Genomic DNA, 24,388 nt, shown 5'->3' on the forward strand with positions numbered 1-24,388 from the left:
GATGACTTCGCCAGACAGCTCGCTGCCCACAACCGCCGCTCTAACAACTTCCCTATGAGGCCCTTAAACTACTCTTCTCCTTCCCAGTTCGCCGTCCAATTTGTTTGACAAACCTACACAACCTATTTCCGGTAACTCTGGCGGGATTTCATCACATTTTTCTATTGAATTTAATCTAATTTTGTTTTTTACGGAAATTACCAGTACACCAGTTACAGTTTGCTATATAAAAAGACAGTCTGGCCACGGCTCAAGCCATGTCCAGACCTCCTTTTTATTGCTTACAATGTATCGACATCTTCCAAATACTTTTCAAACTTTTTTCGTTTGATCAGCCTTTTTGTTCCTATCCAAATAACAAATCCACAGTCCGGGTTGCTGGTTATCTCTCGCAGCTTATTTGTCCCAATTCCAAAGTAGGCAGCCGCCTCTTCAATCGTCAAATTGGCCTTCTCCCAAATTGGTACCGCTTGCTTTTCCATTTCCTCAACTCCTTTTTGTAAAAGTCAAAAGAAAAGCAACGGGCGGCAGCTGGCAAGGCCGCTCCGCGAGACTTACTCCCCGAGCTATACCATCACCTTCTATATCCCTTGTTGGTTCGACGTAGATGACGCTTTCTCTGGACTCCATGTGGTTACGGATGAAAATGACGACTACATTAACCTCTACTGTGCCTGCGATATTAAGAAGCGGGTTGTTCGCCTGTTCTTTGTTTATGCCAACAACAGTGGAGCAGCGGCTGGTGAGCAGGATTTTGAGGTTGATGTATCGATGGATCCGGAAACAGCAGATATTTTGCTGAACAAGGTGTTTACCGCACTGAGAATTGAGCGGGAATAGACGTTCGGTTAGAGCATGAGGCGGGAAAAGTATCGCTTTTGCCCCCCAATTTGCATGGATTCCATAATTGATCAGGCTAGGAGTGTGAAAATGTTTGAAAGAAACAGCGTACGAGAAGTGTTCCAGTATGCGCCGGCGCCTCAACTGCCTGCTCTGGAATCGGATGGTCTAATAACGGTCTACCGTGGTATGGGCGCATTGTCGCTGCCGCCGGATCAGGCAGTTTCCTGGAGCACTCACCCTGGAAATGCACTGTGGTTTGCCGTCCACTCCGGACAGGGTACCAAGATTGCAGTGGCTCGGGTGAGGCCTGATCAGATCGTGGCTCACTACCCCTCCTATGCGGAGGAGAATGAAGTTATTGTCCTACCAGGAGCCATAACTGAGTATCGGTATGAGGATATGATCCCAGCTGTAGAAGAAACGGTGCCGAGGCTGATGGCGCCGGCACTGCAGTCCTACTTGGAATTTGGAAAGCAGGTGCGTACCCTTGGCTACGAACGGGAGGTACTATTTGAAGTCCATGGGCTGCTCCATATCTTGAGGGTTCTATTCCTATCTCTCATCTATATTTACAATTCTGGTGATGCTCTTTCTGAGTCGGATCGTCAGATCCTGATTTACTTCAGTTTGCTCCATGATCTGGGCCGAGTGACTGAGGATGTGGACGATGTCCATGGAGAGCGGTCTGTCGAACAGATCCATAAGCGAGGCATCCGATTGCGTGGGATTCGGTTGAGTCGGAAGGAGTATAGGATTGCCGAACTCATCATTGCCCAGCACTGTCGTGATGACGACACCGGCATTGCGGCAATCATGGCTGAGCCTGGGTTGTCCAGGAAAGAAAAAGAACACACAATTCATCTATATCACATCTGTAAGGATATGGATGGCCTGGACCGGGTGAGGTTCAATGGCCTTGACTATCGCATACTGCGCACACGATATGCGCGCCGGCTCCCTCTGGTGGCCGGCTGCCTTCTGGAGGAAGATCTCCTGACACCGCTGGATATGGAAAACCCATGGGCATGAAAAACGGGGTAGAGATCCTTTGTTGGTCTCTACCCCGTTTTGACCTGTCACGCTGAAAACTACTCCACATAGGCACTGATGATATTGCGCAGAAGCTCAGTACGATTGATGCGACCAGCCAGACGACTGTTTTCAATACTATGACTTCAAGTAGAAAACTCAAATGGGGGACTATTGACAAAATAATGAAGGTTTACTATCATTGAGGATCATATGAATACTTGCTTGTTTGAAGGGCGGATTATCCCACTTTGAGGTTGTTGTGAAAAACATTTGTGAGGAGAAATAATGGATGCATTTTTTAGAAGTGAATGTTGAAAAATTCAGTTGTCTCCATTTCGAATTACCAGTCCATTTCATAGGCTTAGACGGTGACCAGATCCTTCAGATAGTTGTTGAGCATGGGGACCCCGTGAACGGAAGATTGCCATTTAATGTCTGGTGTAGTTTTCGTGGAAGCAGAATCAGAGGCTTTTTGATGGCGGCAACTGTTGCAGAGACGGACTCGCAGATAGACACAATCATGGAGTATTTGCAAAACTCATATGAGTTCGCTGAGATGGCAAAGAAGTTTGTAGAGCATTTTTCAAGATAAATTGAAAGCCTGCTGCACCAGAGTGCAGCAGGCTTTCAATTTGCTGGTATAGATAAGTTTTGCCAAGATTTTTTCTGTAGTCTGCAACTTCTTCATATCTCATCTGTGAGGCATCCTTATAAAGTGCCACCAGAAATCACACTTACAGAACCACATTGGATGCTCGACGCGCTTATCTTCGGCTCGTTTGATGACGGCGATTCTTGCCCTTGGTTCTTCGAACTTCCCTATGCTGCAGCACCTTGTCGGAAAAGGAGCCTGGCGAAATAGGGCGGAGATAGAAAGCTCAGTTATTCCTGGCCTTTTTTCTCCCACTTGGAAAGCAGCTGGCGCATGATTTGGCGCATTTCTGTTACTTGGAAGTCGATGATAATGCCCCAAGTAGTGGTGTCGTTGCCCCAGTCAGTGTAGTAATAGCAGGGGTAGCAACCATCGCCAAAACCAGAACTGGCAACTACGCCAAAGGGAATAAGGCCAGCATGGTGCTCACCGTCCAGAGTTTGATAGCAGCAAAATGTGTACCACCGGGTCCCGAAATCAGTGAGCTCTTGGTCTTCAATTACGGACTCATCCTGAAAGTGGTTAAGGTCAAAGATGCCGGCTTGGCCACTGTCTACACCGACGTCGAACGGGGCAGGGCAGGCCTTCAGTTTTTGGAGTTCGGGGCTGTCCTGGTGAAACGCAGATAAAAATGCAATCCGCTTGCCGAACTCGCCGGTATCGACAACGCCGATACTGGCGGACCACAGACCGGGTTTCACATTGGACAGCATTCCCATGCACCAGGTGCCGAGCTCATAGCAGGGGTCGGATACTACCAACTTGTCGCCGGTGACTTCAAAGGTGCCAAGGGTGACGCTCTCAATCTTCGGCTTTTTCATTGTTCTTCAGTTTCCTCCTTATTTTTGATGTAGCTGCCATAGTAGACGGTGTCCTCCTCAGTGGAGCAATAGACACCAATATAGAGCTGTTGTCCGGGATCCTTCTCAGGGTTATGCTCTACAAAGCAGATACGCTCCGAGCCTCCATCGTTCTGCAGCAGATCAATGTTGATGCAGGGATAGTCATCGCTGGGGAATACACTGACTTGAAGCGTTGATCCGTCCGGCGTGACCAGCTTGGCTACAGGGCCATTTAGCTCCGCCGTTCTAAAATCTACCTGAGTAAATCCCAGGTGGGTGTAGAGATAGAACTGACCGTCCAGCTTCACCACATCTCCAACCGACATACTGCGGCTGGTCTTGGGGTTCGGACGGTCATCACGGTTATACAGATCTAAGAGATACTCCAGTAGGTTAGTTTTTCGGATATCATGTTCTTGGGGCATTGTCCCAGGGTATTCCAGGTTCCCATGAAAAACTGGCATGTAGTACTGAGAGGGGACAGGACCAGTATAGGGACGATTGCGCTCGTACATTTCCAGCAACCCGCGCTCTCGCAACACGGCGAGGGGCGCCTGAAACAGCGTGATGGGGACGAGGGTTGCATCATCAGTCATGCTATCGGCAGTCCCCGCGGAATTGGCTCGCAGCTCATCGAGGCAGCTGCGGCAAATATCGCCGCCGACATAGTCGCTGGATGTCTGGCAGTGTCCGGAGCCTTTAGGGTGCTCCCAGATAAGCTCGGTACCGCAGCGCCGACAGTAAGTGGACGAGGGATCTTTTGTATGTAGCATTTCCTTACCTCCTGTTTGTTACTGAGCATGTAAGTTGACGCAGGCTCTCATGCTTCTGTGGACTCTGGTTGATACAAATTTTGCCTGGCTTTCGCAGAGTCCCAATATGGTAAATATTGTGTTTTGTCATTGTCCAGGTAGAAACAACAGCTTTTGAGTCCATCATCGATTTCCACGATTTCTCCCACATTTACCTCGATACCAAGTAGCTGCGAGACCGGTGTGTTCTCTAGCTTGGAAAGGAATGCAGCTGGCGCCAGATCTACCGTTCCCTCAATGCGGACGGCACACCGATACTCTGGAAGCGGATACTGTATTGTGATTCCCACAAAGCCGGAGGAACTGGCGGAAGAGGGGATTATACCTCACTGACAATGACCACGGGTTGGAGAATGCCGATCCTCTGGAGCGGGCTGAAATCCGCAGGCGCTGGAAACCCTTCATTGATCAACTGCCGCAATTTTCTTACCTCTGCAAAGAGATCCTTCCTTCAGAAGACTGATAGAAAAATACGGACCTTCTCCACCCTTCATAAACAACTAAACAGAGCCTGCCCCTCTCGACTTTCCCCCCTTGCCATTTCCGGTCTTGCAGGCTATAATAACTTTAATAGTTTCTGATGTCTGCATTTGAGCAGTCATAGTTGCCGTGTTTCAAAGTACCCGAGAGCCGCATTGGCTTCTTGGGTACTTTTTTATTTTTCCAGCCGCCGACCCGGTGTTCGGGTCGAGACAACTCAACATTGGCCAACCGGCCACAAGCGCATGGAAAAGGAGCTCTTTTCCATGCGCTTTTTATATACACCACAATCATTTATTTTTTGAGGAGGAACATCACCATGGAACAATTTGAACTTCGTTTTATCGTGGTTGGGAGTGACTTGGCTTCGATCCGTACCTGCGCCAAAACCCTGTTTGAAGCACCCTTACCTGGAAAAGTGTCGCTGCGCCAAGAGGAGAAATTTCTATTGGGCACCGTGACCATCGAATACCCCAGCGCCGCTTCTTCTGACTGGCAGGTGGCATTGACCTCGAATCTCCTCACCGAGATCCAGTTTCAGGAGCGCGTGGAGGCTGTGCTCAACAAACTCGACCTGCCGTACTGTGTCTTTGAAGGCACGGAAATCGGCCACGACAGCCGGTTTGATGAGATGGCTCAAGCTCTTGGCTCGGAGCTGCTGTTCCAAAGCATCTGGCAGTCTGAGCAGATTGGAAGGTACTGCGCCCGGCATCTCCCCTCCCTGACGCAGGACGGTGGTCTTGGGCACGTCCTTTCCTTTGCGAAAAAGGCATTGGCACAGCAGGTCTGGGACGATCTCGCCTCCGGGAAGGCACAACTGGAACCGGCAACGTAACCGACACCAGCGATATTCTGAAAAGAATAGGAGGAATTCTTATGCCGACAAAGCTCATCTGCCACACGCCAGACTGTGTCAACTGTGGTACAGACGGCACTTGCAATTTGACCGGCGATGTCCTGGTAGACCAAAAGAGGTGCCAATCCTACGCACCGCACACCATCCAGTTTATGGAGAAACCGCTGGCACTGTCCAAGCTCCCCAAGGAGGAGTGGGTCAGCCACATTCTTGAGGAGTCCGGCGCTACCTTCGCCAGTCTGGAGAGCTTTTATGAGCCATACAGCATGGCGCTGCATCGGGATTTGATCTGGCGCATTCCATACGGGTGCCTGGACTTCAGCGGTTGCGTCCTCTGCCTCGTGCAGGAGGGAATACTCTGCCTTCCCTACGATGCAGTTGACAGCCAGGAGTACGAACTGTTCAATACGGAGAACGAGCGCCTTCTTACCAAAGAAAGCCTGTTGGAGCTCCTCCAGGAGTTCAATGAACAGACCTCCTCTCTGGCCACTGTTCTGATGGAGATGGGCAAACTGGTATGACCCATCCCACCACCGCACCAACATAAATCAACACAGCAAGAGGCCGCCGATCCGCTGGATCGACGGCCTCTTTATTTTTGTTCTGAGAACGGCCCCTTCCCTGCTGTGCCTCTACATACTGACTCTACCACAAGCTGATCTGCGCCTCTGCAGACGTACGCATCAGTTCCGGGGGTACCACCGTGAGAATCCTTGCTGCAGCGTCGTCGTCAGCGAGCCATCTGTGCCGCTGCTCCCCCGTCAGGATGAGAGGCATCCGGTCATGGACGGGACGCATGGATGCGTTGGGTGATGTGGTCAGGATGCAGTAGCAATCCTCATTTCCCCGTCGGTCATACAGTCCCGCCATATAGAGGGCGCCCTCCCGGGGAAGGGTAAACAGGTACTTCCGCTTCTGGCTGTCCCACTCGTAGAATCCCGTGGATGGGATCAGACAGCGCCGGCTTCGGACGCTGTCCCGAAACAGGGGCTTCTCGGGCGCCGTCTCGGCCCGGGCATTGATGACCAGTGTACCAGGCAGCTGATATCCCCACTTCATCAACTTAGGGACCGGACTACCGGCATCGCCCAGAAGAACTGGTGCGCGATTGGACGGTCGGATCTCTCCCGGCGACCATGCATCGGATCCATACTTGCGCTGGATGGCATCGGCAATCTGCCGAATTTCTTCGCATTGTTCCGCTGTAAACTGATACCGTCCACACATTCTCTATGGCCTCCCGTGCAACAAGTTGTACGCGCTGACACAAAATATAGTATATCACAAACAGATACTAAACAAAACAGGATCCTGCTATCGCCCAGAAATCTCCTCTTGCGCTAATCAAACAAATGTTCTATTATTAAGAGAAAGGGGGTGACACCAATGGGCACACGCCATATTTTACACTGTGACATGAACTGCTTCTACGCCAGCGTCGAGATGCAGCGCCATCCAGAACTGCGCAACAAGCCCTTGGCAGTGTGTGGAAGCCAGGAGGAACGTCATGGCATTGTACTCACAGCAAATTATATCGCAAAGCCCTACGGTGTTCGGACGGGCATGGCCATCTGGCAGGCGAAACAACGGTGCCCTCATCTTGTTATCCTCCCCCCTGATATGGGCGAATATATCCGTATCAGCGGCTATGCCAGAGAGATTTATGAGGACTACACGGATCAGGTGGAACCCTTTGGCTTAGACGAGTGCTGGCTGGATGTGACAGGCAGCGTAGGTCTATATGGTTCATCTATGTCCATCGCCAGGGAGATCAGCAACCGTATTAAGTACGAGTTAGGAATCACGGCCAGTATCGGTGTGGCCAACAACAAGATCACCGCGAAACTTGGCAGCGACTACAAAAAGCCGGATGCCATCACACGGATTGGCCAAGACAACTACAAGGAGATTGTCTATCCCCTTCCGGTGGACGATCTGCTTTATGTTGGCCCTGCCACCTCAAAAAAATTGCGGGCCATTGGGATCAACACCATCGGCCGTCTGGCAGAGTGCTCTGAGGATGTGCTGCAACGGCGCCTCGGGAAAATGGGATTGGTCCTCAGCATGTTCGCAAAAGGACAGGATGTCTCCCCTGTTCAGAAGACAGATCATATCCCAAACATCAAATCCGTTGGCAATAGTGCCACCACGCCGAGAGACTTGGTGTCCGAAGGTGATGTGCAGCTGATGCTGCTCCTGCTGGCTGAAAGCATCTGTTCCCCCATGCGTGATCTGGCATCCCGCTGCACAGTCGTGGAGATCTATGTCCGGGATACTGAACTGCGCTCCATCTGTCGGCAGCGAAAACTGCCTGCCCCCTCCTGCTCCAGTCAGGAACTGGCAGAGGTAGGAATGGAATTGTTCCGCCGCCACTATCACTGGGAGCGCCCGATCCGGAGCATTGGACTGCGGGGCGCCGGCTTGGTGGAGGCCGTTGGAACCGTACAGATGTCCCTCTATGCTGAGGATCAGCGGCGGGACAAGTGGGAGCGGATTGACCGGGCGGTGGACCACCTGCGCCAGCGGTACGGCTACATGAGCGTCCGCCGAGCCTTGCTGGATACTGACCCGCGCCTGGGCCATATCAACGTGCGGGACGATCATACCGTTCACCCTGTCGGATTCTTTGGAGGATAAGCCTGATGGATCAGCGTGAGAAACGATATGTTCCGGTTATTGTCCGGTTTGACGCAGAAGGGAAACTGCGGCCATTGGAGATTGAGTTTGACGAGAGCCACAAATACCCGGTGGACAAGATTCTGGATGTCCGCCGAGCGGCCTGCCAGAGCGTGGGCGGCGTCGGGGACCGCTACACCTGCCTCATTCAAGGCAAGGAAACTTATCTATGGATGGAAAAAGGGAGATGGTTTGTCTGTGCCAAACGATGATTCGTATGAGAAAATGAGGCGGCGCCAATGCTGGCGCCGCCTTTGTCTTACCTTGGCAGTTCTATTTTATATCCACTCCGGATGACTGTCTTGATGTAAACCGGGTGCTTGGGATCGTCCTCCAGTTTCTGCCTCAGCCGCCAAATGATATTCTCCACTGCTGTGGTCCCATAGCGGTACTCCTCATTCCAAGCGGCGTCATAGAGCTGCTCTTTGCTGAAAACCTGCCCCGGCGTACTGGCCAGGAGTAGGAGCATGGAGAACTCGCCGTGATTAAGACGTACCTTCTCCCCTGCTTTGAGCACTATCCGGCGTTCTGGGTAGATCTCTATGTTCCCAAAGGCCAGCACATTATGAGAAGGGGCAGCCAGTTCAATGATCTCTACCCTCTTGTCCCGGAGCGCGTCCATGATGGCCCGGAATGTGCTGCCGTCTGAATCTACCGTTCGAATGATAATGACTTCTTTGATCCGCCGCACCCCCTGTTTGTTCTTATCTCATAACCTTGCGGCGATTGCTGCCTAATATCAACAGCACTGTTCCCGCCGCCAGCAGAACGACCTGAACCACAGTTACGCCCACTGGCACAACAAACACTGGATCAAGCGTCCCCAGGGTCAGGGGATAAGCGGTAAAGAAACTGCCATTCCACAGCCCCAAAGCCTCAGGCAGCGGCAGAGCCGCCAGCAGGAAGGGGACCGCCATCCATACATACACCAGCCAGGGCCGGATTTGGCCTGCCAGCCAGCCGCTGCCCAGAGCAAATACCAGAGCCGGCAGAAGGGTCACCAAGGCCGGGAGCAGCAGGCTCCCCCAGCTGTACCAGTGAAACATGCGGCCGTAGAACACCGCTGCCTCCACCATGCACAGCAAGGTCAGCAGCGCGCCCCCTGTCAGGGCCGCGGCGCACCGGGCCAGGGCATACTGTTTGGGCGGCATCGGTGTGGCATCCATGAGGATTGCCGCCCGCCGGGCCTGGGGAGAGGTATAGAAGGTCAAAAAGAACAGCATCCCGAGCCACAACAGGGGCATCATCCGGGAGAGGTAGTCCCCAAAACTCCAAGGAGAAAATGGCGCGGTGTGCGCCACACCCAGAATGGTCACGGCATGCAGTACAAACACCCCGTAGAGGAGCAGTACCACAGCCAATCCAATAAAAAACTTGTTCCACAGCAGCCTGCGGCACTCGTATCGAAAAATCTTACCCAAGGTTCAAATCCTCCTCCGTCAGATGGCAGGCATCCAAAAATTCCTGGTAGGTCAGATAGGGGTACATGGGGTCCAGTTCCCGGTTGAACAGGTCGTGGAGGATCTGGTCCATGGCCTCCTCGCCGCCCACCAACTGCTCCGCCTTCAGAATTTTTAGGGGCATCTCGCTGTATTGCCGTACCCGGGACAGGCTGTTGGAGATAGCCAGCTGCTCATTCTCCGGCAGCATCTCCAGATACTCCGGATGACGGACATAGAAGTTCAGATAGTAGTCGTCCACCGCCTGCTGCCACTGGTCCACATAGTGCTCCTGGGCATAGTCCTCGCCGTACAGTTCCTTGACGATGCGGTAGGTGGTGTAGACGGTCAGACCCTCGGCGGACCAGGGGCTGGTAGAATCAACCGTATCGAACATGTTGCCCAGGCCCCACCACTGGTGGACCAGCTCGTGGATGAAGGTCTCGCCGGGGACGGCCCCCTTGTTGGTATCCCTCAGGTTGGCGATGGTGAAGTCCGCCTCGTCCAGCAGGCTGGCCCCGCCCACGGCGTAGCCGCCGCCGGCCACCCGGCTCTGGATGAGCTTCAGGGTCTCGCCTGTTCCGAAAGACAGCGTCCCATAGTGCTCGGTGCAGTAGTCCACCACGGCCTTCACCGCGTCCACCGCGCCGGCCTCCTCCATGACGGACTGGTGCTTGCGGCCGTAGTAGAATTCGATGGTCATGCCCCCGGCCTCGATCTGCTCACAAATATAGTCACCGGCATACAGAATGCCGCCGGCGCTGTTGGCCTCATAGCGCCAGGTCCTGGTGCCGTCGGCGTTCTCTGAGATCACCTCCGCCTCGCTGGAACTGAAGGGAATGGCAATCATGGAGGCAGGCAGGGTGATCTCGATCTCGGCGGGATAGCCCGCCTCTCCGGGCATGACATTCATCACCCGGGGCGAAAGGGCCGAGTTCTCCAGACAGAGGTATTCGCTGCTCAGCTCCTTTCCGCCCTGCATGGTAGGCATACTCTCCTGGGGGAAGCCGCTGTACTCCATGGTCAGTTCCACTTCTTCCTCAGCGGGAATGGTGACCTCCAGCAGGGCCTCATTGTACTCCTGGTAGTCGCTCACCGTGAAGGGAACGTCTGTACTGTTGGCCTGGACGTTGGAGATGGTGTAGCCCGGGTTGATGCCGAAGGAGATGCTCTGCTCCTGGCCAGAGGTATTCTGGAACCGGTAGGAGGCCCGGCCCGTCACCGTGCCGGCGGAGGTGTCCGGGAACACCTGGGCGCTGCGGCTGAGGAAGGTGACGCCCTCGGCGTAGGGGATCTCATAGAAGGACATGACCGTGAGATCCGGGTTGCTCTGGTCGATGAAGGGCTGGGCGGCATACGCGGTGCCGGAGCAGGCCAGCAGGACCAGGGCAACGGCCGGGCGGTAGATCCGCCGGACGCTCCGGGCCAGGGAGCCGAACATGCCCTTTCCGTACTGCCGGATGCAGAGATAGGAGACTGTCCACACCCCGGTCAGAGCCGCCAGCCAGGTCAGGCGCATCCAGGCCACAGACCGGAACACCCGGAAGTTGGAGAAATCGTCGGACAGGGCCCACACACAGGGGTTCAGCCAGCACAGCTGCCAGTCGTCCGCCCATACAGTAAGGCTCAGCGCGCAGAAGACGATGAACAGCACGATGGACAGGTCCGCCCGGCGGGTGAACTGGTACGCGGCAGCTGCCGCCAGGATGCCCAGGGGCAGAGCCAGCCCCATGAGCAGCAGATAGGCCAGCACATAGTTGGCGCCGGTGAACACGGAGCCAATCAGCCACGCGCTGATGGGAAGCCAGACCAGCAGGGTGAGAGCCACCGTCAGCACCGCCGCGGTGAGCAGGGCCAGCAGGCGGGTCAGGGCCGTGGTCAGCGGGGACACCACTGCGTCGGTAAGGATGTCCACGCGGCTGCGGCGGGCCCGGTCCAGTTCAAAGATGGCCAGCAGGCCGAACAGGATGGCCCCGGCCACGCCCCCTGCGATAGCAGGGTTGGCCAAATACATGGAGAGCATGGTGGTGGACGTGGCGGGCTTGTAGAGCACCAGCCCCGCCACCGGAGAGAGGACCGTCAGCGCTATGATCAGCCAGGTCAGGCGGCTCTGAAGCAGCCGCCGCAGTTCTAAAGGGAAAAGCCGCATCGTCTTCATTGTACCGCCTCCCGGGAGATCAGATAAAGGTAGGCGTCCTCCAGCGTCGGCTCCTCTGCCTGGGCATAGGGTGGAAGCTGGTTTGCCACCGCCCGGCATCGGACGCCCTGACTGGTATTCACCCGGGCGGTGATATGGAGACCCTGCTCCTGTCTCTCGTCCTTCTCCCAAAAGACGCCCACATGGCCGGCGGCAGACGCGATCAACTGCTCCGGCGTGCCGGTGAATCGGATCTGCCCATGGTGGATGACCACAAGACGGTCGCACACCGACTGTACGTCCTCGATGATGTGGGTGCTGAGCAGCACCAGCCGGTCCTGGGCGGTGCGGGAGAAGAGGTTCCGGAAGTGGATGCGCTCTTCCGGGTCCAGGCCCACTGTGGGTTCGTCAAAAATCAGAAAAGGCGGGTCCCCCAGCAGGGCCTGGGCGATGCCCACACGCTGGCGCTGGCCGCCGGAGAGGGTGCGGATCCTGGCCCTGGCCTTCTCCTCCAGATTGACCGCCCGGATCACATCCCGGATGGCCGCCTGGGGACTGCGCAAACCCTTGAGGGCGGCCATGTAGTCCAGAAACTGCGTGACAGTCAACTCCTCAAAGAGGCCGAAGTCCTGGGGCAGGTAGCCGAGGCTGGCCTTCAGTTTCCCCTCAACCTTGTTTAGGGGCGCCCCGTCCACCAGGATGCTCCCCTCCGTGGGCATCAGGGCCGCCACCAGCAGTTTCATCAGGGTGGACTTGCCCGCCCCGTTGGGGCCCAGCAGGCCGATGAGGCTGGGGGATCTCAGGTCCAGGTTCAGCCCCTTCAGGGCCTGCTTTCCGCTGGGATAGGTCATGCTGACGGTTTGAATGCTGAGTTCCATATAGTCTGATTCCTTTCTGCTTGGGATGGGGAAAGGATACCAGGGCAATATGGAGGGAAGATGGAGGAAATGTGTGATTTGTGTGGAGAATGCACAGTTAAAAATAGGGTGGCAGCATACCCTGCTGTCACCCATTCTTATTTCAATAACGTATGTATAATTTTAACGATAGTTAATCCATAATCAACGAAGAAATTCTTTTGATCTTCTGAATAAGATTTTCTTTCTGCTATTGCTTCATCTGTAGCGTGTCTAAAGCAATGCATTTTCTTTCTATAGCTTGTTACTATATCATCAGAAATATAATCAAAACAAATCTTAGCGTAATCAGGCGTGATAAACTTTCCATTCTTTTTTAATAAGTTTTCAATCAAGTTTGCTATCTCTGCGAGTTTTTCATCTGTACTCATGTTATTAAACGATGCTTGTCGATTTGATATCTCGACAAACTTTTGATTTATGAGATCATCTATATCAATATGACTAGATTTCAGTTCAAAAGTCAAACCTGCAACAAACTTTCTTCTACTTGCATATCTGACGATCCCATTATCATCGTCTCCTTGAGCAATAATTCTGCTTCGTATTTCTCCATAAGTAAAGTCGCCAGGATCTACAGGTGGCCTAGCTAACACCCTTGGAAATTCCTTTATCTCATATCCTGTTTTATACAAATAATACGTTACAAGATAAAACCAGCATTTATTTTCACTACTAGAAAAACTCACTTCTGGTTGGCATAATTCCCTAAATTTCGTTATGGCTTCCTCGGCGTCATACACCTCAAATTCATAGTCATTCACTTCCTCATATCCACTAAAAACATTATAAATTTTATTCACATCCTTGATGGAGTCATAAAATCGATAATGATACTCTTCTTCCTGTATATTATTAAAATAAAATTCTTTTAAATCCATCCTAACACTCCCAGTTTATATCAAATCTATTCAATGTCGGTTATCTCTTTATAAAACTTACGCTTCCTTTGGCCTTGTGTCCTGTCACAGTAAATGTGTAAGTATCGTCTTGGGAGATCACAATTTCAAACTCAGAAGTGGGAATACCTGTTTCTGAATAGCTCGGTTCTCCCTCACTGTTTTCTACCTGAATGTCCACACTTCCATCGTCACTTACGACGGTTGTATCAATAACATCGCCTGTTTTCAAAGGCATCGACCTGTGATCGGAAGTATTTAAGATACTGTATTCCATGATAAACTGGGTATCATTCCCGGTGCTGCTGCCATTAAACGTGGCATTGCCTCAAGCGTTTAACAGCGCCAGAGAAAAGCATAAGATACAAGCGAAACCTAATTTTTTCATCATTTCTCTCATTCACAATTTAATGGTACTATTTTATCATATTGTGTCCGTAAAATCCACTGTGCCATCAGTCAGAAAACCGTACCGTGGCCCGCACCCCGTCCGCCGTATTCTCGATGGCGCACTCTGCCCCGTGGCGGTCCAGAATCATCTTCACCAGATACAGCCCCAGGCCGCTGCCGCCGGTGGCCCGGTTCCGGGAGCCCTCCTCCCGGTAAAAGGCCTCAAACAGGTGTGGCAGAGCCTCCTCGCTGATGTGGGCGACCGTGTTCTCCACCGTCAGCACTGGACTGCCCTCCTGCATCCCACACCAAACCCGTATTTCTGCCCCCTCTGGAGAGTATAGCGATGCGTTGGAGAGCAGGTTCCCCACAGCCTTACCGAGGAGAGACGGGTCGCCGGTGACGGTGACCCCCGGCGTCAGCTTGGACGCCAGCCGCTGGTCCCGCTGCTCCAGCAATCCGGCGTCCAGCGCCAGCTGGCGCTCCACCAGGGCGGACAGATCCACAGACTCCTGCTTGACAGCCACAGACCCTGTCTCCATCCGGGAGATGGCCAGCATCTCCCGAACCAGATTTTCCATCCGGCCTGTCACCTGAAGGGAGCGCAGCAGGTATTTGTCCCGATCCTGGTAAACGCCCACTCCATCCAGCATCCCAGAGAGCTGCCCCTTCAGGATGGTCACTGGCGTCTTCAACTCGTGGGAGGCGGCGTTGAAAAAAGCCATTCGCTGCCGGTCCAGTTCCCGCTCCTGCTCTACCTCTCCCCGCAGGGCTTGGTTGGCGCTCTCCAGATCCGTGAGGGCTGCATCCAGTCTCTGGGCCAATTTGTCTAAGCTGCGGCCCAGTTTGCCAATCTCATCCCGACGCTTTTCCCCGCATTCCCAGTGGAAATCCAGTTCCGCCATCTTCCCGGCAATGCCGCTCATGCGCACAATGGGATGGGTAATGTACCGGGAGTAGAAAAAAGCGCACAGCATGGAGAAAGCCAGCAGCACCAGCAAAATCCAGGGAGCCATCTGCACCAGTGCCCGCACAGCCAGGTTTTCCACCTGAACTCTGGGAGTGACATAGAGCGTATAGCTCTTACTCTGGCCCGCAAAGGTCACCTCGGTGGCAATGGTGGCCCCATCAGAGGCGGTGATGGTCATGGTTTCCTCGGTTTCCGTCCCCGTCCCATAACTGACCACCGTGTCTCCCTCCGCTGTGGTGACGGCCACACGTTCGTCCTCATACACGGCCTGGACGGTCAAACTCGCCCCTGTATCCACCAGTTCTCCGTCCGGACCCACCAGCATGGCACTGGCCCCGGAGGAGAGCGTAAACTCGTCCAGCAGCGCGCCGCAGTCCTCCGGCGTGGTGTCCGCCAACCGTCCCGCCAGGGCATCCACCTGGGCGGCGAGGTCGCTATTCACCACAGCGGTATAGGTGCTTGGGGTGGCCCAGGCAATCAGGCCGAAGGTGACTGTCCCGGCAAAGAGCAGGATGCCGGCAGTAATCAGAAAAATGCGAGCGGTCAGACTCTCAGAGAGTTTCTTTCGCGGCACGATAGCCCACCCCCCTCACAGTTTCAATGTAGTCCCGACCCAGTTTGTGGCGGAGATTCTTGATATGGCTGTCCACCACCCGCTCGTCCCCGTAAAAATCATAACCCCATAGTTTCGCCAGCAGCATCTCTCGGGTGAACACCCGCCCCGGTGCATCCAAGAAAGTATGGAGCAGTTCAAACTCCCGGGTGGTCAGTTCCAGGGGACGGCCGTCCAGCAGCGCCTCCCGGGTGTCCAGGTTGACCACCAGATCCCGGTAGCGCAGACGGTTCTCCTCCTCTCCCCCGCCGCTCCGGCGAAGGATGACCCGAATCTTCTCCAGCAACACCGGCATGGAAAATGGCTTGGTCACATAGTCGTCGATGTCCAAGCCGAAGCCTCGGAGCTGCCGTTCCTCTCCGTCCAGGGCGGTAAGCATGAGAATAGGTACCTGAGATTGCTGGCGAATTAACTCGCAGACACCGAACCCGTCGATCTTGGGGAGCATTAAGTCCAGGAGAACCAAGTCAAAGTGTTGACTCCCGAACAGGGCCAGGGCCGCCACGCCGTCCCCGGCCACGGCGGTTTGATAGCCGGCGTCTTCCAGATAGGTCCGCAGCAGCTCCTGAATATCTGGCTCGTCTTCTACAATTAAAATGTGTTTCATGCAGCATCACCTGTCCCAAGGATAGCATGGAATTATGAATTTATCATGGAGATTTCAGAAAAGTATCATATAAATAAGTCCATCCTGTACCATGAGTGGTTTCAAGAAACCATTTTAAGCCGCCTGGGTATCTGGAACCAATCCCGCAACTAACTTTGACACAACCGTTAACATCGGTTGGTGGACTGATGAAGGGGCGGAATGTATAATAAAGCCGAGGTGAGAACATGATCGGCAAAAATATTCTGACCCTGCGCAAGATCTGGGGTCTGACGCAGGAGGAACTGGCGGAACAGGTGGGTGTCTCCCGGCAGGCAGTGGCCAAATGGGAGAACGGCGAGAGCGTCCCGGACCTGGCCAGCAGTTGTGCCTTGGCGGAACTTTTCCGTGTATCTTTAGACGATCTGGTGCGCTTTGACGATCAGGATACTGGACTAATGATCCCTCCTCGGGGAAAACACTTTTTTGGCTCCCTAACCGTAGGGCCGGAGGGACAGCTGTATCTGCCGGAAAAGGCCCGAACCCTCTTCGGCATCCATACCGGTGACCAGCTTCTGCTGCTGGGAGACGAGGGGCGGGGACTGGCGCTGCTGCATCAGCGTGATCTGATCCGCTTTGCGGAGGCCGCGGGGATCTTTCCCCCGGATGACCAGTCATGAGCGGGGGCTGTGATCTTTTTTGGCGGCGCCGCTTTCAGGAGCAAGACGCCATTTTGCCCCACGGCGCCCGTATCCACTATGCCGTGGGGCCTGACAGCGGGCCTCCACTGCTGCTGATCCACGGGCAGACCGGCTGCTGGCGGGACTACGGTCCCGTGCTGTCCCAACTGAGCCACCGCTGGCAGGTGTTCGCAGTGGACTGCTACGGACACGGCCGATCCAGCCACGATCCCTCCCTCTACAGCCTGCAGGCCAACGGCGAAGATCTGCTCTGGCTTATCCGGGAGGTCATCGGCCGTCCGGCGGCGGTCTCCGGCCACTCCTCCGGCGGACTTCTGGCAGCCTATGTGGCCGCTCGGGGCCAGTCGCTGGTACTGGGAGCCCTTTTGGAGGATCCGCCGGTTTTTTCCACCGAGCCGGATTTTTTCCCTCGATCCTTTGCCTTCCAGGACACCTACGCCCCTCTCCACCGCTACCTCCTGGAGCATCCGGCGGAGTGCTGGGAGGCCTACTATCTCCGCCACTGCCTGTGGGGCCGGCTGTTTCTTCCAAAAGGTACTGCAGAGAAACTGGCCCGTTATGCCCAGCGTTTCCGGCAGCGCCGGCCGCTGGAGGAGCCCGTGCGTTTTTTTCTCCCCGGCGGTATCAACGATATCTTCCGCTATCTCCCCCAATATGACTTGGCCTTTGGGGAAGCCTTTTACAACTACAGCTGGCACAGCGGCATTCCTCACCGGCAACTGATGGGGGAAATTCGTGTCCCCACGGTGTTTCTCCACTGCAAAGATGCCTACACGGAGGATGGAATACTTCTGGCTGCCGCCTCAGATCTGCAGGCCCAGCAGGCGGCAGATTTGATGAAGAACTGCCGCCTGGTAACGATCTCCTCCCCCCACAATATCCACCGGGCCCACTCCAAGCAGTTCCTCCAAGCCATGGAACAACTCAGTTCCATGCTCTGAGAGGGCGGAACTCTTGTATTCAAGAAGTGTTTTAACATTTTTAGGTATTACACTGCGAGACCTTACCATGGTTGATGCTACAAGAAAATGTGGGAAGCAGCGTAGTCATTGGACTACGCTGCTTCCCACATTGTCCATGAGCACTGTGCTATGCTCATTATGGAGAAGAGATCGTTATTTCCTTTTTTCTTTCTCCGTTGAAATTTGCAGTCGATACCCTGCTCCAATCACCGTTTTTATGTACGCCGGGTGCCTGGGATCCTGCTCCAGTTTCTGTCTCAGCCGCCATATGATATTCTCCACCGAAGTGGTCCCATGCAAATATTCCTCTCCCCAAGCCGCCGCATAGAGCTGCGCCTTGGAGAATACCTGCCCGGGTGCGCTGGCCATACAATAGAGCATGGCATACTCCCCGTGGTTGAGACGTACTTCCCTGCCGGCCATCAGCACCCGGCGGTACTCGTGATAGATCTCCAGTTCTCCGATGCGCAACACCGATGTGGCCGGACCGACGACATCGGCCATCTCTTCCCTCTTATTCTTCAGTGCATCCATGACGGCCTTAAACACGCTGCCGTCCGGATCCTGAGCCCAGATGATAACGATCTTCTCCATGCTGCTCACCTCTCTGGGAGAATTTGATAAGGAAACAAAGAGAATGTGCGCTGACAATCTACCCCGTAGCGTGCATTTGTAATTTGTTGTATCTGCAGGTTCTTTTCTAAATAGCAGTATTTTCTCCTGTTGTAGACAACACTCATTATCATCCCTTACAGATAATCTTTCCGTTTTGATACTTCAAGTTTTGAACACACGATGCGTTTGTAACCTCCACCGTTTCCCATCCCGTCCAGCGGAATACCTTATAGAGCCGTCCTCCTTGCAGATAGTAGATGTAGTTCCCGTCTACGACAAAGGATGTAATAGAGCCTACATCTGCCAGCAGTTCATCCACTGTCGGTTCATGGTCAAGCAGCCCCCAAAAGGTCGCTGTGTTATCAGAGCCGGTGCTGAAATAAAGCCGTGTAGAGAAATCCTTGAAGTCGATTCGGTAAATCTGAAAGCCATTCCCCACCTCGCCGCTGGAGGCATAATAACAGGCATCCTCGTCAACATAGATGCTGGAGATAGCCCCGGACTGTCCAAAGGGATCACGGGTCAGCAAGATGGCCTCGCCTGTGGCCTTGCTGGTCGCAGTGATGGTGTTCTCCACCATATCAAGCTCTACCGTGTAGGCGCTGTTTTCTCCCTTGGACGCATCGGCCAGAAAATCATGCGTAATCTCACGGGAATTGCTGTGCCCGCAGCCAGTCAATGAAACGGTCATGCAGAGTATGAGCACCGCTGTCAGGACCGGGCGGGCAGAAATGGCCTTCCGCCTGCCGACATAAAATCTGAGACAAAGCCACACCAGCAGACATACGATAGCCAAGAACAGGACTATCAAAAAGCCGAACTGCTCCGGTGTGATGCCCGGAAAGGTTACTATATCAATCAAGTTCCAGTCCTCGTCATATCCAACCTCTGTCAGTGTCCCCCACACATAGCCGGTTCCGGCCAGCAGACCCGCCGGGAGCGGAAGGACATATTTGAGGAAGCTGCCGCCGATCAAATGTGGCAGAATAGAAACTGCGATGCAGGAAAATGTAGTAAGCACCGTCTGCCGGAACAGAATGGAGAGAAGGGCAATCAGGATAGCAAACCAAGCAGCCCCCAAGCACCTGGACAAGACTACAATCCCATACGCCTGCCCAACGGAAATATAGTAGGGAGAATTTTCAAAAAAGGACAGGCTTTGCAGCGGATAGGATGCTCCATCCAGACCGACCGACAAGGCGACAACGACAAACTGTACCAACTGGAACAAAGCCGTTGCCAGAATTGCCAGAGCCGCCAATGAGCCCAATTTGATCCCAGCCAACCGCCCCCGGCCGTTTCTGCAAGAGCGGAGGATCTGCGCCATCCCGCACTGGTACTCCCCGCAGAACACCGGAACACAGAGCGCCAGCAGAAATAGTAACAGGATTACATTCACGCCATCGTGGGTCAGCAATGTGTCCCATCCCCTCTCATCCATGAGAAAACGATGAGCGGGGTCCTCTTTTGCGTAGTAATACTGGTTGTAGATGGTTAAAAAGGCGGCCTTCCTGCCATCATCGGAGCGGGTGGCTTCTGCGTACTCCGCCTCCATCTCCTGCGCCTTTTCCTCTGTTATCTCACCCTGCCAGCGTTCCATGTAGGTCAGGTAGGTATCTTCGTTCCGATCAATCACATAACTGCTGTCGTAGCCGCTGCCGACGCAAAAGACTGCATAAGCCGCCAGAGCAATCAGAAGAAGTAAAAGCCCTTTATGATGAAATAATATCTTCTTTAATTCTACTTGCAGCATGATTTCCTCCTGATTGCTATGACCAGCAGACACACGATTACAGCTTGAACGATCAGAACCACAAAAAGCCGGAGCAAATATACCCCGCCGATACTCACTCCGGACAGGCTTTCCAGCAGTTTACTGCCGCTGGTCAAGGTGAATGGGCTGATACAAGCGAGGACCTGTTTCCACCACACGGGGGAGAGCGCCCAGCCAGCGCAGTAGTTCAATGCCACGCCAAGCCCCAATCCCATCAGGCATGGATAGAGTGATTTTTGGAAACAGGCGGACAGGAGAATCAGCAAGAGTGCTGTCACACTGAAACCGATGGCCTTCAACCCGCAAATCAATCCATAGAACAGCAAAATCGAGCCGGAAAATGGAGTATATTGATAACTCTCGATAGCATAGAGCGGGCTGGACCAGCCTTCAAAGCCACACAAAAGCCCAAATACCAGCAGGTTTGACAAGGCGAACAGAATTGTCAGTATCCAGGCAAATATCACTCCAGCGCCGCATTTGGAAAAGAGCAGAGGCCATCTGCCTCGTTTGCAGGAGGACAGAATCAAGGTCATCCCGTTTTCCTTCTCCCGGGTGAATGCGGGCGCTACCGCCAAAATGAGTAAAAGCAGGATCAGCAGATCGGAAAAGTCATAGGACAGCAGGGCCTCCCAGCCGTCATACAGATAAAACGCAGGGATCGCTCGGTCTGTATAGTGCTGGAGAATGTAGGCATTTTCTGCCACTCCCGCCACATTTCCGCTCTCCTGATAGAAGGTCACGTTTTCTTTTGCCTGGGCCAGAATTTCCTCCATGTCAGAGGAATATTTGACACTGTACTCCATGTGGGGATAGAAATAGCTGTGGAGCAGATAGTAGTCTCCAAAGATATAGCCGCTATACGTCCCCTCCTGCGGTTCCCGGCTATATGTTCCATCTGCCGTCAAATCGTCCAGCCGCTGGTACTCTGACGTGAGAAAACGCACGGTTTCCTCTGTAATGGGGCCTTTGATCCGCTCATAGATGGTGTCGTAGCCTGCCTGCATTCCGCTTGTATTGGCCGCAACGGGCCGTATCTCGCCGGCGTGATAGTCTGCAATGATTTTGACCGTATTCAGACACAGGAACAGCGCCAGCGCAATCAGTGTATAGCGCCGCAGGATGCCTTTTCTGGCCTCCAAATAGAGAAAACTCATATCTGTCCCTCACTTGGCTGGAAAAAGGTGTGCAGGAACACATCGTCCAGATTTGGGGATACCGGCTTTGCGCCTCGGAGCGGTTTCCCATCATCCACAATGCGCAGCAGATAGGAGCCATCCTGCTGCTTGATATTGCTCACGCAGTAAGTGTCCACCATCAGAGCCATATCCGCCTCATTGACCGACACCTCCCACACCTTTCCCTGGATGCTCTGCTCCAGTTCCCTGGGCGTACCCTGCATGACCAATGTCCCCCTCCGAAGCAGGAGGATTTCTTTGGCGATATATTCCACATCGGAAACAATATGGGTAGCTAAAAGGATGATGCGCCCCTTGGCCAGACGGGAAATGAGATTGCGGAAGCGAATCCGCTCACCAGGGTCAAGACCCGCCGTTGGCTCGTCCAGCACCAGCAGTTTGGGGTCGTTCAGAATGGCCTGGGCGATCCCCAGCCGCTGCCGCATCCCACCGGATAACGCCCCGATCCGCTTGCTGCGGTTTTCCTCCAGGTTGACGAAAACCAGGGCTGCGTCGATGCTCTGTTTTGCGTTTGCCACCCCTTTTACTTGACACATATAGTCCAAAAATTCCTGTACGGTAAAATTTGCATAGAACTGAGGGTACTGGGGCATATAACCAATCTGGTCGAAGTAGCGCCCGCCCATCTGGACGGTGTTTTCACCGTCCAGATGGATCACGCCGCTGCTGGCAGGCAGTATTCCAATCAAAATGTTGATCAGTGTCGTTTTTCCAGCCCCATTTGGCCCCAGCAGACCGTAAACGCCTTCTGTCAGAGTAGCGGATACATTTTGGAGCGCGGGATATTTTCCATAAAATTTTGTGATGCTTTCAAGTTCCAGTTTCATCATGTATTCCTCACGGGAGGTCAACCGCTTGTGAGAGGGCATAGCCGTCATCCGTGCCCAAAGCTGCATAGGCGGAATGGCCGATGACCCAAATCTCATAAGGTTTGCAGTTTGTATCCATCGTATAGGTTTCATCCACAACTTTTGTGCCATCGCTGACCTGATAGGCCCGCAGAGTGCCGCTTGGGCTGTCTCCACCCGCACAGGTCACAATGTACTGGCCGTCTGCGGATACGGCGGCAATCCCGCTTTCATCTCCGCTCTCCACGTTGATTACCTTCCCCTGCTGCTGGGACAAATCCAAAAAGAGGACAGAGCCGGTCTGCTTTGCGCCTCCCATGCTGGCGGGCAGAATCGTATCGGAAACAGCGGCATATTCTCCGTTCACAGAGAGCATAGAACCGGAAAAGCCCTCAGCAGAAAAAACAGCGGCGGCGTTGTTGCTCAGATCAATCGAGCCGTAGGCCGTGGTATTTTCCTGCCCGTCCAGGCTTCCGAAAAAGGCAAGATAGTTTCCGCTGCCGCTGTACCCGACCCCCTCAAAATAAACGGTTTCGCTCATGGCCGGAGTGATTTCTGTCAGCTCCTGCGTCTCAAAGGTATATTGATAGAGGCTGGGTCCTTCCGCATATACAAGGGCTTTCCCGTCCGGCGCAGCGGCAAAGACAGAGCCCCAAAGCCCATTTACCAATGCCTCGTCCGTCAATTCATAGCTATCCACCAAATTAAGGCTCTGATCGAACAGCCAGTAATACAGCTTTTCCGCAGAACTGTCGCCGGAGATCACCGTGACCCCGCCGGTGTCCTGCACATCCGCCGCTGTCTGGCTGGACAACATGACGATGGCTCCCTCGCTGGTCTTGTCTGTCAACATAGGTGTTTGGGCGGCGTCAAAAACATAGGTAGCTGTCACTTCGCCGGTAGACAAATCGGTCAGTTTCAACTCATTGGCAGCATAATCGTACTCCGGCGCGAGAAAATTGACCGCGCTGCCGGCCGCCTGTTCCGCCGATTCGTCAGGAACCTTTTGGGCGTTCGCTGAGGGATCGCTGGACGGATTTCCGGTGTTTGCCGCCGGTTCGTTGCCTCCGCAGGCGGAAAGCAGAGAAAGACTGAGTGCAAGTGCAAGCAAAATACTGATTCTTTTCATGTTCGTCAAACCTCCCCGTTGACCAAAAGTACAGATGCTGTCTTAACTGGATTGTTGATTTCAAGCTCCCCATCTTCCGGGGTAACGGCGATGGCATAGACGGTGTTCAGCGTACCAAGTGCAGAGGTATCAATCTGGAATGTGGCTTCTACCATCTGGTTTTTTACAGTCCGAACAGAGAGATAGTCCGCTCCATTGAGTTGGACAGGCTGGTGGTTAATAAACAGAGTGATATTGAACTCCGCCTCTGGCCCGCCGTAGAGTTGCACGGTGATTGTCGCTGTTTTTCCGTCTGCCTGGATGTAATTTCCATCTTCAACACCCAGGGACAAGGTTGCCGTCGTGTCCAGGCTATCGGTCGCGCCCCATGCAGCCAGGGTATCTAATACGTCCTGCGGCAAATCCACCACATGGTAGTCCGTACCGGCTGCGGCCAATGTCTGTACGGGGGCGTCTGTTGCAAAAGAAATCTGGCGGGATGTGGTTGCAGATTCCTGGTGGTGGAAGCCATAACGCGGATTATCGGGCCCTTCTGCTACAAAACTGGGCTCCAGAATTGTGACAGTCATAACAGGGACGGTTTCCCCCGCCTTGCCGGTCACTGGCTGGAATACCATGTTGAAATTCTCTTGCTGTCCATAATCTAGGTTAAAGACCTGCATATAGCTTTCCTCACGCTCCGTACCATCCTCATAGACTGCGGAATAGGGCTGGGCCACTCCATCCACAAACAAGAGGACGCCGATCTCCGTGGTCGTTCCAGAAGAAGCGCCTGTTATGGAGAACGGAATTTCCAACGGTTCGCCATCGTAGGTATAAACCGTGTCCATCGGGTCTTGCAGTCCAAATTCCGCAGAACCCATCTCATTGTCTGCCGGCTCCTCCTCAAAATAGGCGTCCAAGTCGTTTGATTCGTCCGGGGCCGGATTGCTGGCCTGGGGCGCGCTGCACCCAGCCAGCAAACATACAAGCACCAAAGAGAAAAAAAGAAGTCTGTGCATAAAAAATACTCTCCT

At 53.7% G+C, this 24,388-nt stretch carries 27 protein-coding genes; 8 read left to right on the forward strand and 19 right to left on the reverse strand.

Annotated features, from left to right (window positions below; translation table 11 throughout):
* Positions 1 to 281 precede the first annotated feature (281 nt).
* Positions 282 to 482, reverse strand: a complete 201-nt coding sequence (locus tag B5F94_RS08770) for an excisionase (RefSeq protein WP_087187674.1) — start codon at positions 480 to 482, stop codon at positions 282 to 284.
* A 148-nt stretch (positions 483 to 630) separates the two neighbouring features.
* Here B5F94_RS08770 and B5F94_RS16195 point away from each other — a divergent pair, with 148 nt between their 5' ends.
* Positions 631 to 840: a hypothetical protein gene (locus B5F94_RS16195; RefSeq protein ID WP_143383265.1), complete on the forward strand. Its 210-nt coding sequence runs from the start codon at positions 631 to 633 to the stop codon at positions 838 to 840.
* Between the two features lie 90 nt (positions 841 to 930).
* The gene (locus B5F94_RS08775) at positions 931 to 1,872 is read left to right on the forward strand and encodes a hypothetical protein (protein ID WP_087329464.1); all 942 of its coding nucleotides are present in this window, start codon (positions 931 to 933) and stop codon (positions 1,870 to 1,872) included.
* A gap of 521 nt (positions 1,873 to 2,393) precedes the next feature.
* Here the strand turns inward: B5F94_RS08775 and B5F94_RS16440 are convergent.
* From B5F94_RS16440 to B5F94_RS08790, 3 genes are all read right to left on the reverse strand, one after another.
* Positions 2,394 to 2,570, reverse strand: coding sequence for a hypothetical protein (locus B5F94_RS16440; RefSeq protein WP_158100266.1), 177 nt, complete (start codon positions 2,568 to 2,570; stop codon positions 2,394 to 2,396).
* A 187-nt stretch (positions 2,571 to 2,757) separates the two neighbouring features.
* Positions 2,758 to 3,348: a DUF4241 domain-containing protein gene (locus B5F94_RS08785; RefSeq protein WP_087329468.1), complete on the reverse strand. Its 591-nt coding sequence runs from the start codon at positions 3,346 to 3,348 to the stop codon at positions 2,758 to 2,760.
* Entirely contained in the window at positions 3,345 to 4,142 is a 798-nt protein-coding gene (locus B5F94_RS08790; protein WP_087329470.1) for a hypothetical protein, read from the reverse strand. Before B5F94_RS08790 ends, B5F94_RS08785 begins: the two co-directional genes overlap by 4 nt.
* 838 nt (positions 4,143 to 4,980) lie before the next feature.
* Between B5F94_RS08790 and B5F94_RS08795 the strand changes: the two genes are divergently transcribed.
* Positions 4,981 to 5,496, forward strand: coding sequence for a hypothetical protein (locus B5F94_RS08795; protein WP_087329472.1), 516 nt, complete (start codon positions 4,981 to 4,983; stop codon positions 5,494 to 5,496).
* 41 nt (positions 5,497 to 5,537) lie between these two features.
* Positions 5,538 to 6,038: a hypothetical protein gene (locus B5F94_RS08800; protein WP_087329474.1), complete on the forward strand. Its 501-nt coding sequence runs from the start codon at positions 5,538 to 5,540 to the stop codon at positions 6,036 to 6,038.
* A gap of 124 nt (positions 6,039 to 6,162) precedes the next feature.
* On the opposite strand, the gene B5F94_RS08805 is transcribed toward B5F94_RS08800, so the two are convergent.
* The gene (locus B5F94_RS08805) at positions 6,163 to 6,744 is read right to left on the reverse strand and encodes an SOS response-associated peptidase (RefSeq protein WP_087329476.1); all 582 of its coding nucleotides are present in this window, start codon (positions 6,742 to 6,744) and stop codon (positions 6,163 to 6,165) included.
* 159 nt (positions 6,745 to 6,903) lie between these two features.
* Between B5F94_RS08805 and dinB the strand changes: the two genes are divergently transcribed.
* On the forward strand, positions 6,904 to 8,154 hold the full coding sequence (gene dinB / locus B5F94_RS08810; protein ID WP_087329478.1) for a DNA polymerase IV: 1,251 nt from the start codon (positions 6,904 to 6,906) through the stop codon (positions 8,152 to 8,154).
* Between the two features lie 5 nt (positions 8,155 to 8,159).
* Positions 8,160 to 8,405, forward strand: coding sequence for a hypothetical protein (locus B5F94_RS08815; RefSeq protein ID WP_087329480.1), 246 nt, complete (start codon positions 8,160 to 8,162; stop codon positions 8,403 to 8,405).
* 47 nt (positions 8,406 to 8,452) lie between these two features.
* Here the strand turns inward: B5F94_RS08815 and B5F94_RS08820 are convergent, their stop codons facing one another.
* The 8 genes from B5F94_RS08820 to B5F94_RS08850 all read right to left on the reverse strand — a co-directional run bounded on the left by B5F94_RS08820 (position 8,453) and on the right by B5F94_RS08850 (position 16,165).
* A complete protein-coding gene (locus B5F94_RS08820; RefSeq protein WP_242965643.1) occupies positions 8,453 to 8,884 on the reverse strand; it encodes a winged helix-turn-helix domain-containing protein in 432 nt (143 codons plus the stop codon).
* Positions 8,885 to 8,897: 13 nt separating this feature from the next.
* The gene (locus B5F94_RS08825; protein ID WP_087329482.1) at positions 8,898 to 9,614 is read right to left on the reverse strand and encodes a hypothetical protein; all 717 of its coding nucleotides are present in this window, start codon (positions 9,612 to 9,614) and stop codon (positions 8,898 to 8,900) included.
* Entirely contained in the window at positions 9,607 to 11,790 is a 2,184-nt protein-coding gene (locus B5F94_RS08830; protein WP_087329484.1) for a hypothetical protein, read from the reverse strand. Before B5F94_RS08830 ends, B5F94_RS08825 begins: the two co-directional genes overlap by 8 nt.
* The gene (locus B5F94_RS08835; protein WP_087329487.1) at positions 11,787 to 12,647 is read right to left on the reverse strand and encodes an ABC transporter ATP-binding protein; all 861 of its coding nucleotides are present in this window, start codon (positions 12,645 to 12,647) and stop codon (positions 11,787 to 11,789) included. Before B5F94_RS08835 ends, B5F94_RS08830 begins: the two co-directional genes overlap by 4 nt.
* Positions 12,648 to 12,784: 137 nt before the next feature.
* A complete protein-coding gene (locus B5F94_RS08840; protein ID WP_087329489.1) occupies positions 12,785 to 13,567 on the reverse strand; it encodes a hypothetical protein in 783 nt (260 codons plus the stop codon).
* A 40-nt stretch (positions 13,568 to 13,607) separates the two neighbouring features.
* Positions 13,608 to 13,862, reverse strand: coding sequence for a hypothetical protein (locus B5F94_RS16200; protein ID WP_143383267.1), 255 nt, complete (start codon positions 13,860 to 13,862; stop codon positions 13,608 to 13,610).
* Positions 13,863 to 14,040: 178 nt separating this feature from the next.
* Entirely contained in the window at positions 14,041 to 15,519 is a 1,479-nt protein-coding gene (locus tag B5F94_RS08845; protein ID WP_087329491.1) for a sensor histidine kinase, read from the reverse strand.
* Positions 15,497 to 16,165, reverse strand: coding sequence for a response regulator transcription factor (locus B5F94_RS08850; RefSeq protein WP_087329493.1), 669 nt, complete (start codon positions 16,163 to 16,165; stop codon positions 15,497 to 15,499). The genes B5F94_RS08845 and B5F94_RS08850 overlap by 23 nt, the downstream gene beginning before the upstream one ends.
* Before the next feature lie 227 nt (positions 16,166 to 16,392).
* Between B5F94_RS08850 and B5F94_RS08855 the strand changes: the two genes are divergently transcribed.
* Positions 16,393 to 16,824: a helix-turn-helix domain-containing protein gene (locus tag B5F94_RS08855; protein ID WP_087329495.1), complete on the forward strand. Its 432-nt coding sequence runs from the start codon at positions 16,393 to 16,395 to the stop codon at positions 16,822 to 16,824.
* Positions 16,825 to 16,877: 53 nt separating this feature from the next.
* On the forward strand, positions 16,878 to 17,786 hold the full coding sequence (locus B5F94_RS08860) for an alpha/beta hydrolase (protein WP_158100267.1): 909 nt from the start codon (positions 16,878 to 16,880) through the stop codon (positions 17,784 to 17,786).
* Between the two features lie 174 nt (positions 17,787 to 17,960).
* On the opposite strand, the gene B5F94_RS08865 is transcribed toward B5F94_RS08860, so the two are convergent.
* The 6 genes from B5F94_RS08865 to B5F94_RS08890 form a co-directional block, all read right to left on the reverse strand.
* A complete protein-coding gene (locus B5F94_RS08865) occupies positions 17,961 to 18,401 on the reverse strand; it encodes a winged helix-turn-helix domain-containing protein (RefSeq protein ID WP_087329499.1) in 441 nt (146 codons plus the stop codon).
* A gap of 148 nt (positions 18,402 to 18,549) precedes the next feature.
* On the reverse strand, positions 18,550 to 20,175 hold the full coding sequence (locus B5F94_RS08870) for a hypothetical protein (RefSeq protein WP_087329500.1): 1,626 nt from the start codon (positions 20,173 to 20,175) through the stop codon (positions 18,550 to 18,552).
* Positions 20,163 to 21,353, reverse strand: coding sequence for a hypothetical protein (locus B5F94_RS08875; protein WP_087329502.1), 1,191 nt, complete (start codon positions 21,351 to 21,353; stop codon positions 20,163 to 20,165). Before B5F94_RS08875 ends, B5F94_RS08870 begins: the two co-directional genes overlap by 13 nt.
* Complete coding sequence (locus B5F94_RS08880; RefSeq protein WP_343212810.1) at positions 21,350 to 22,225, reverse strand: ABC transporter ATP-binding protein; 876 nt, start codon at positions 22,223 to 22,225, stop codon at positions 21,350 to 21,352. Before B5F94_RS08880 ends, B5F94_RS08875 begins: the two co-directional genes overlap by 4 nt.
* A 7-nt stretch (positions 22,226 to 22,232) precedes the next feature.
* On the reverse strand, positions 22,233 to 23,372 hold the full coding sequence (locus B5F94_RS08885) for a hypothetical protein (protein ID WP_087329506.1): 1,140 nt from the start codon (positions 23,370 to 23,372) through the stop codon (positions 22,233 to 22,235).
* A gap of 5 nt (positions 23,373 to 23,377) precedes the next feature.
* A complete protein-coding gene (locus tag B5F94_RS08890) occupies positions 23,378 to 24,373 on the reverse strand; it encodes a hypothetical protein (protein WP_087329508.1) in 996 nt (331 codons plus the stop codon).
* Positions 24,374 to 24,388 lie beyond the last annotated feature (15 nt).

This window comes from Flavonifractor sp. An4 (assembly GCF_002161755.1).
GTDB classification, from domain to species: Bacteria; Bacillota; Clostridia; order Oscillospirales; family Oscillospiraceae; genus Flavonifractor; species Flavonifractor avicola.

Coding starts and splice junctions, on each gene's coding strand:
- B5F94_RS08770 (WP_087187674.1), bottom strand. CDS start 482: ATGGAAAAGCAAGCGGTACCAATTTGGGAGAAGGCCAATTTGACGATT.
- B5F94_RS08775 (WP_087329464.1), top strand. CDS start 931: ATGTTTGAAAGAAACAGCGTACGAGAAGTGTTCCAGTATGCGCCGGCG.
- B5F94_RS16440 (WP_158100266.1), bottom strand. CDS start 2,570: ATGAGATATGAAGAAGTTGCAGACTACAGAAAAAATCTTGGCAAAACT.
- B5F94_RS08785 (WP_087329468.1), bottom strand. CDS start 3,348: ATGAAAAAGCCGAAGATTGAGAGCGTCACCCTTGGCACCTTTGAAGTC.
- B5F94_RS08790 (WP_087329470.1), bottom strand. CDS start 4,142: ATGCTACATACAAAAGATCCCTCGTCCACTTACTGTCGGCGCTGCGGT.
- B5F94_RS08795 (WP_087329472.1), top strand. CDS start 4,981: ATGGAACAATTTGAACTTCGTTTTATCGTGGTTGGGAGTGACTTGGCT.
- B5F94_RS08800 (WP_087329474.1), top strand. CDS start 5,538: ATGCCGACAAAGCTCATCTGCCACACGCCAGACTGTGTCAACTGTGGT.
- B5F94_RS08805 (WP_087329476.1), bottom strand. CDS start 6,744: ATGTGTGGACGGTATCAGTTTACAGCGGAACAATGCGAAGAAATTCGG.
- dinB (WP_087329478.1), top strand. CDS start 6,904: ATGGGCACACGCCATATTTTACACTGTGACATGAACTGCTTCTACGCC.
- B5F94_RS08815 (WP_087329480.1), top strand. CDS start 8,160: ATGGATCAGCGTGAGAAACGATATGTTCCGGTTATTGTCCGGTTTGAC.
- B5F94_RS08830 (WP_087329484.1), bottom strand. CDS start 11,790: ATGAAGACGATGCGGCTTTTCCCTTTAGAACTGCGGCGGCTGCTTCAG.
- B5F94_RS08835 (WP_087329487.1), bottom strand. CDS start 12,647: ATGGAACTCAGCATTCAAACCGTCAGCATGACCTATCCCAGCGGAAAG.
- B5F94_RS08840 (WP_087329489.1), bottom strand. CDS start 13,567: ATGGATTTAAAAGAATTTTATTTTAATAATATACAGGAAGAAGAGTAT.
- B5F94_RS16200 (WP_143383267.1), bottom strand. CDS start 13,862: ATGGAATACAGTATCTTAAATACTTCCGATCACAGGTCGATGCCTTTG.
- B5F94_RS08850 (WP_087329493.1), bottom strand. CDS start 16,165: ATGAAACACATTTTAATTGTAGAAGACGAGCCAGATATTCAGGAGCTG.
- B5F94_RS08855 (WP_087329495.1), top strand. CDS start 16,393: ATGATCGGCAAAAATATTCTGACCCTGCGCAAGATCTGGGGTCTGACG.
- B5F94_RS08865 (WP_087329499.1), bottom strand. CDS start 18,401: ATGGAGAAGATCGTTATCATCTGGGCTCAGGATCCGGACGGCAGCGTG.
- B5F94_RS08870 (WP_087329500.1), bottom strand. CDS start 20,175: ATGCTGCAAGTAGAATTAAAGAAGATATTATTTCATCATAAAGGGCTT.
- B5F94_RS08875 (WP_087329502.1), bottom strand. CDS start 21,353: ATGAGTTTTCTCTATTTGGAGGCCAGAAAAGGCATCCTGCGGCGCTAT.
- B5F94_RS08880 (WP_343212810.1), bottom strand. CDS start 22,225: ATGATGAAACTGGAACTTGAAAGCATCACAAAATTTTATGGAAAATAT.
- B5F94_RS08885 (WP_087329506.1), bottom strand. CDS start 23,372: ATGAAAAGAATCAGTATTTTGCTTGCACTTGCACTCAGTCTTTCTCTG.
- B5F94_RS08890 (WP_087329508.1), bottom strand. CDS start 24,373: ATGCACAGACTTCTTTTTTTCTCTTTGGTGCTTGTATGTTTGCTGGCT.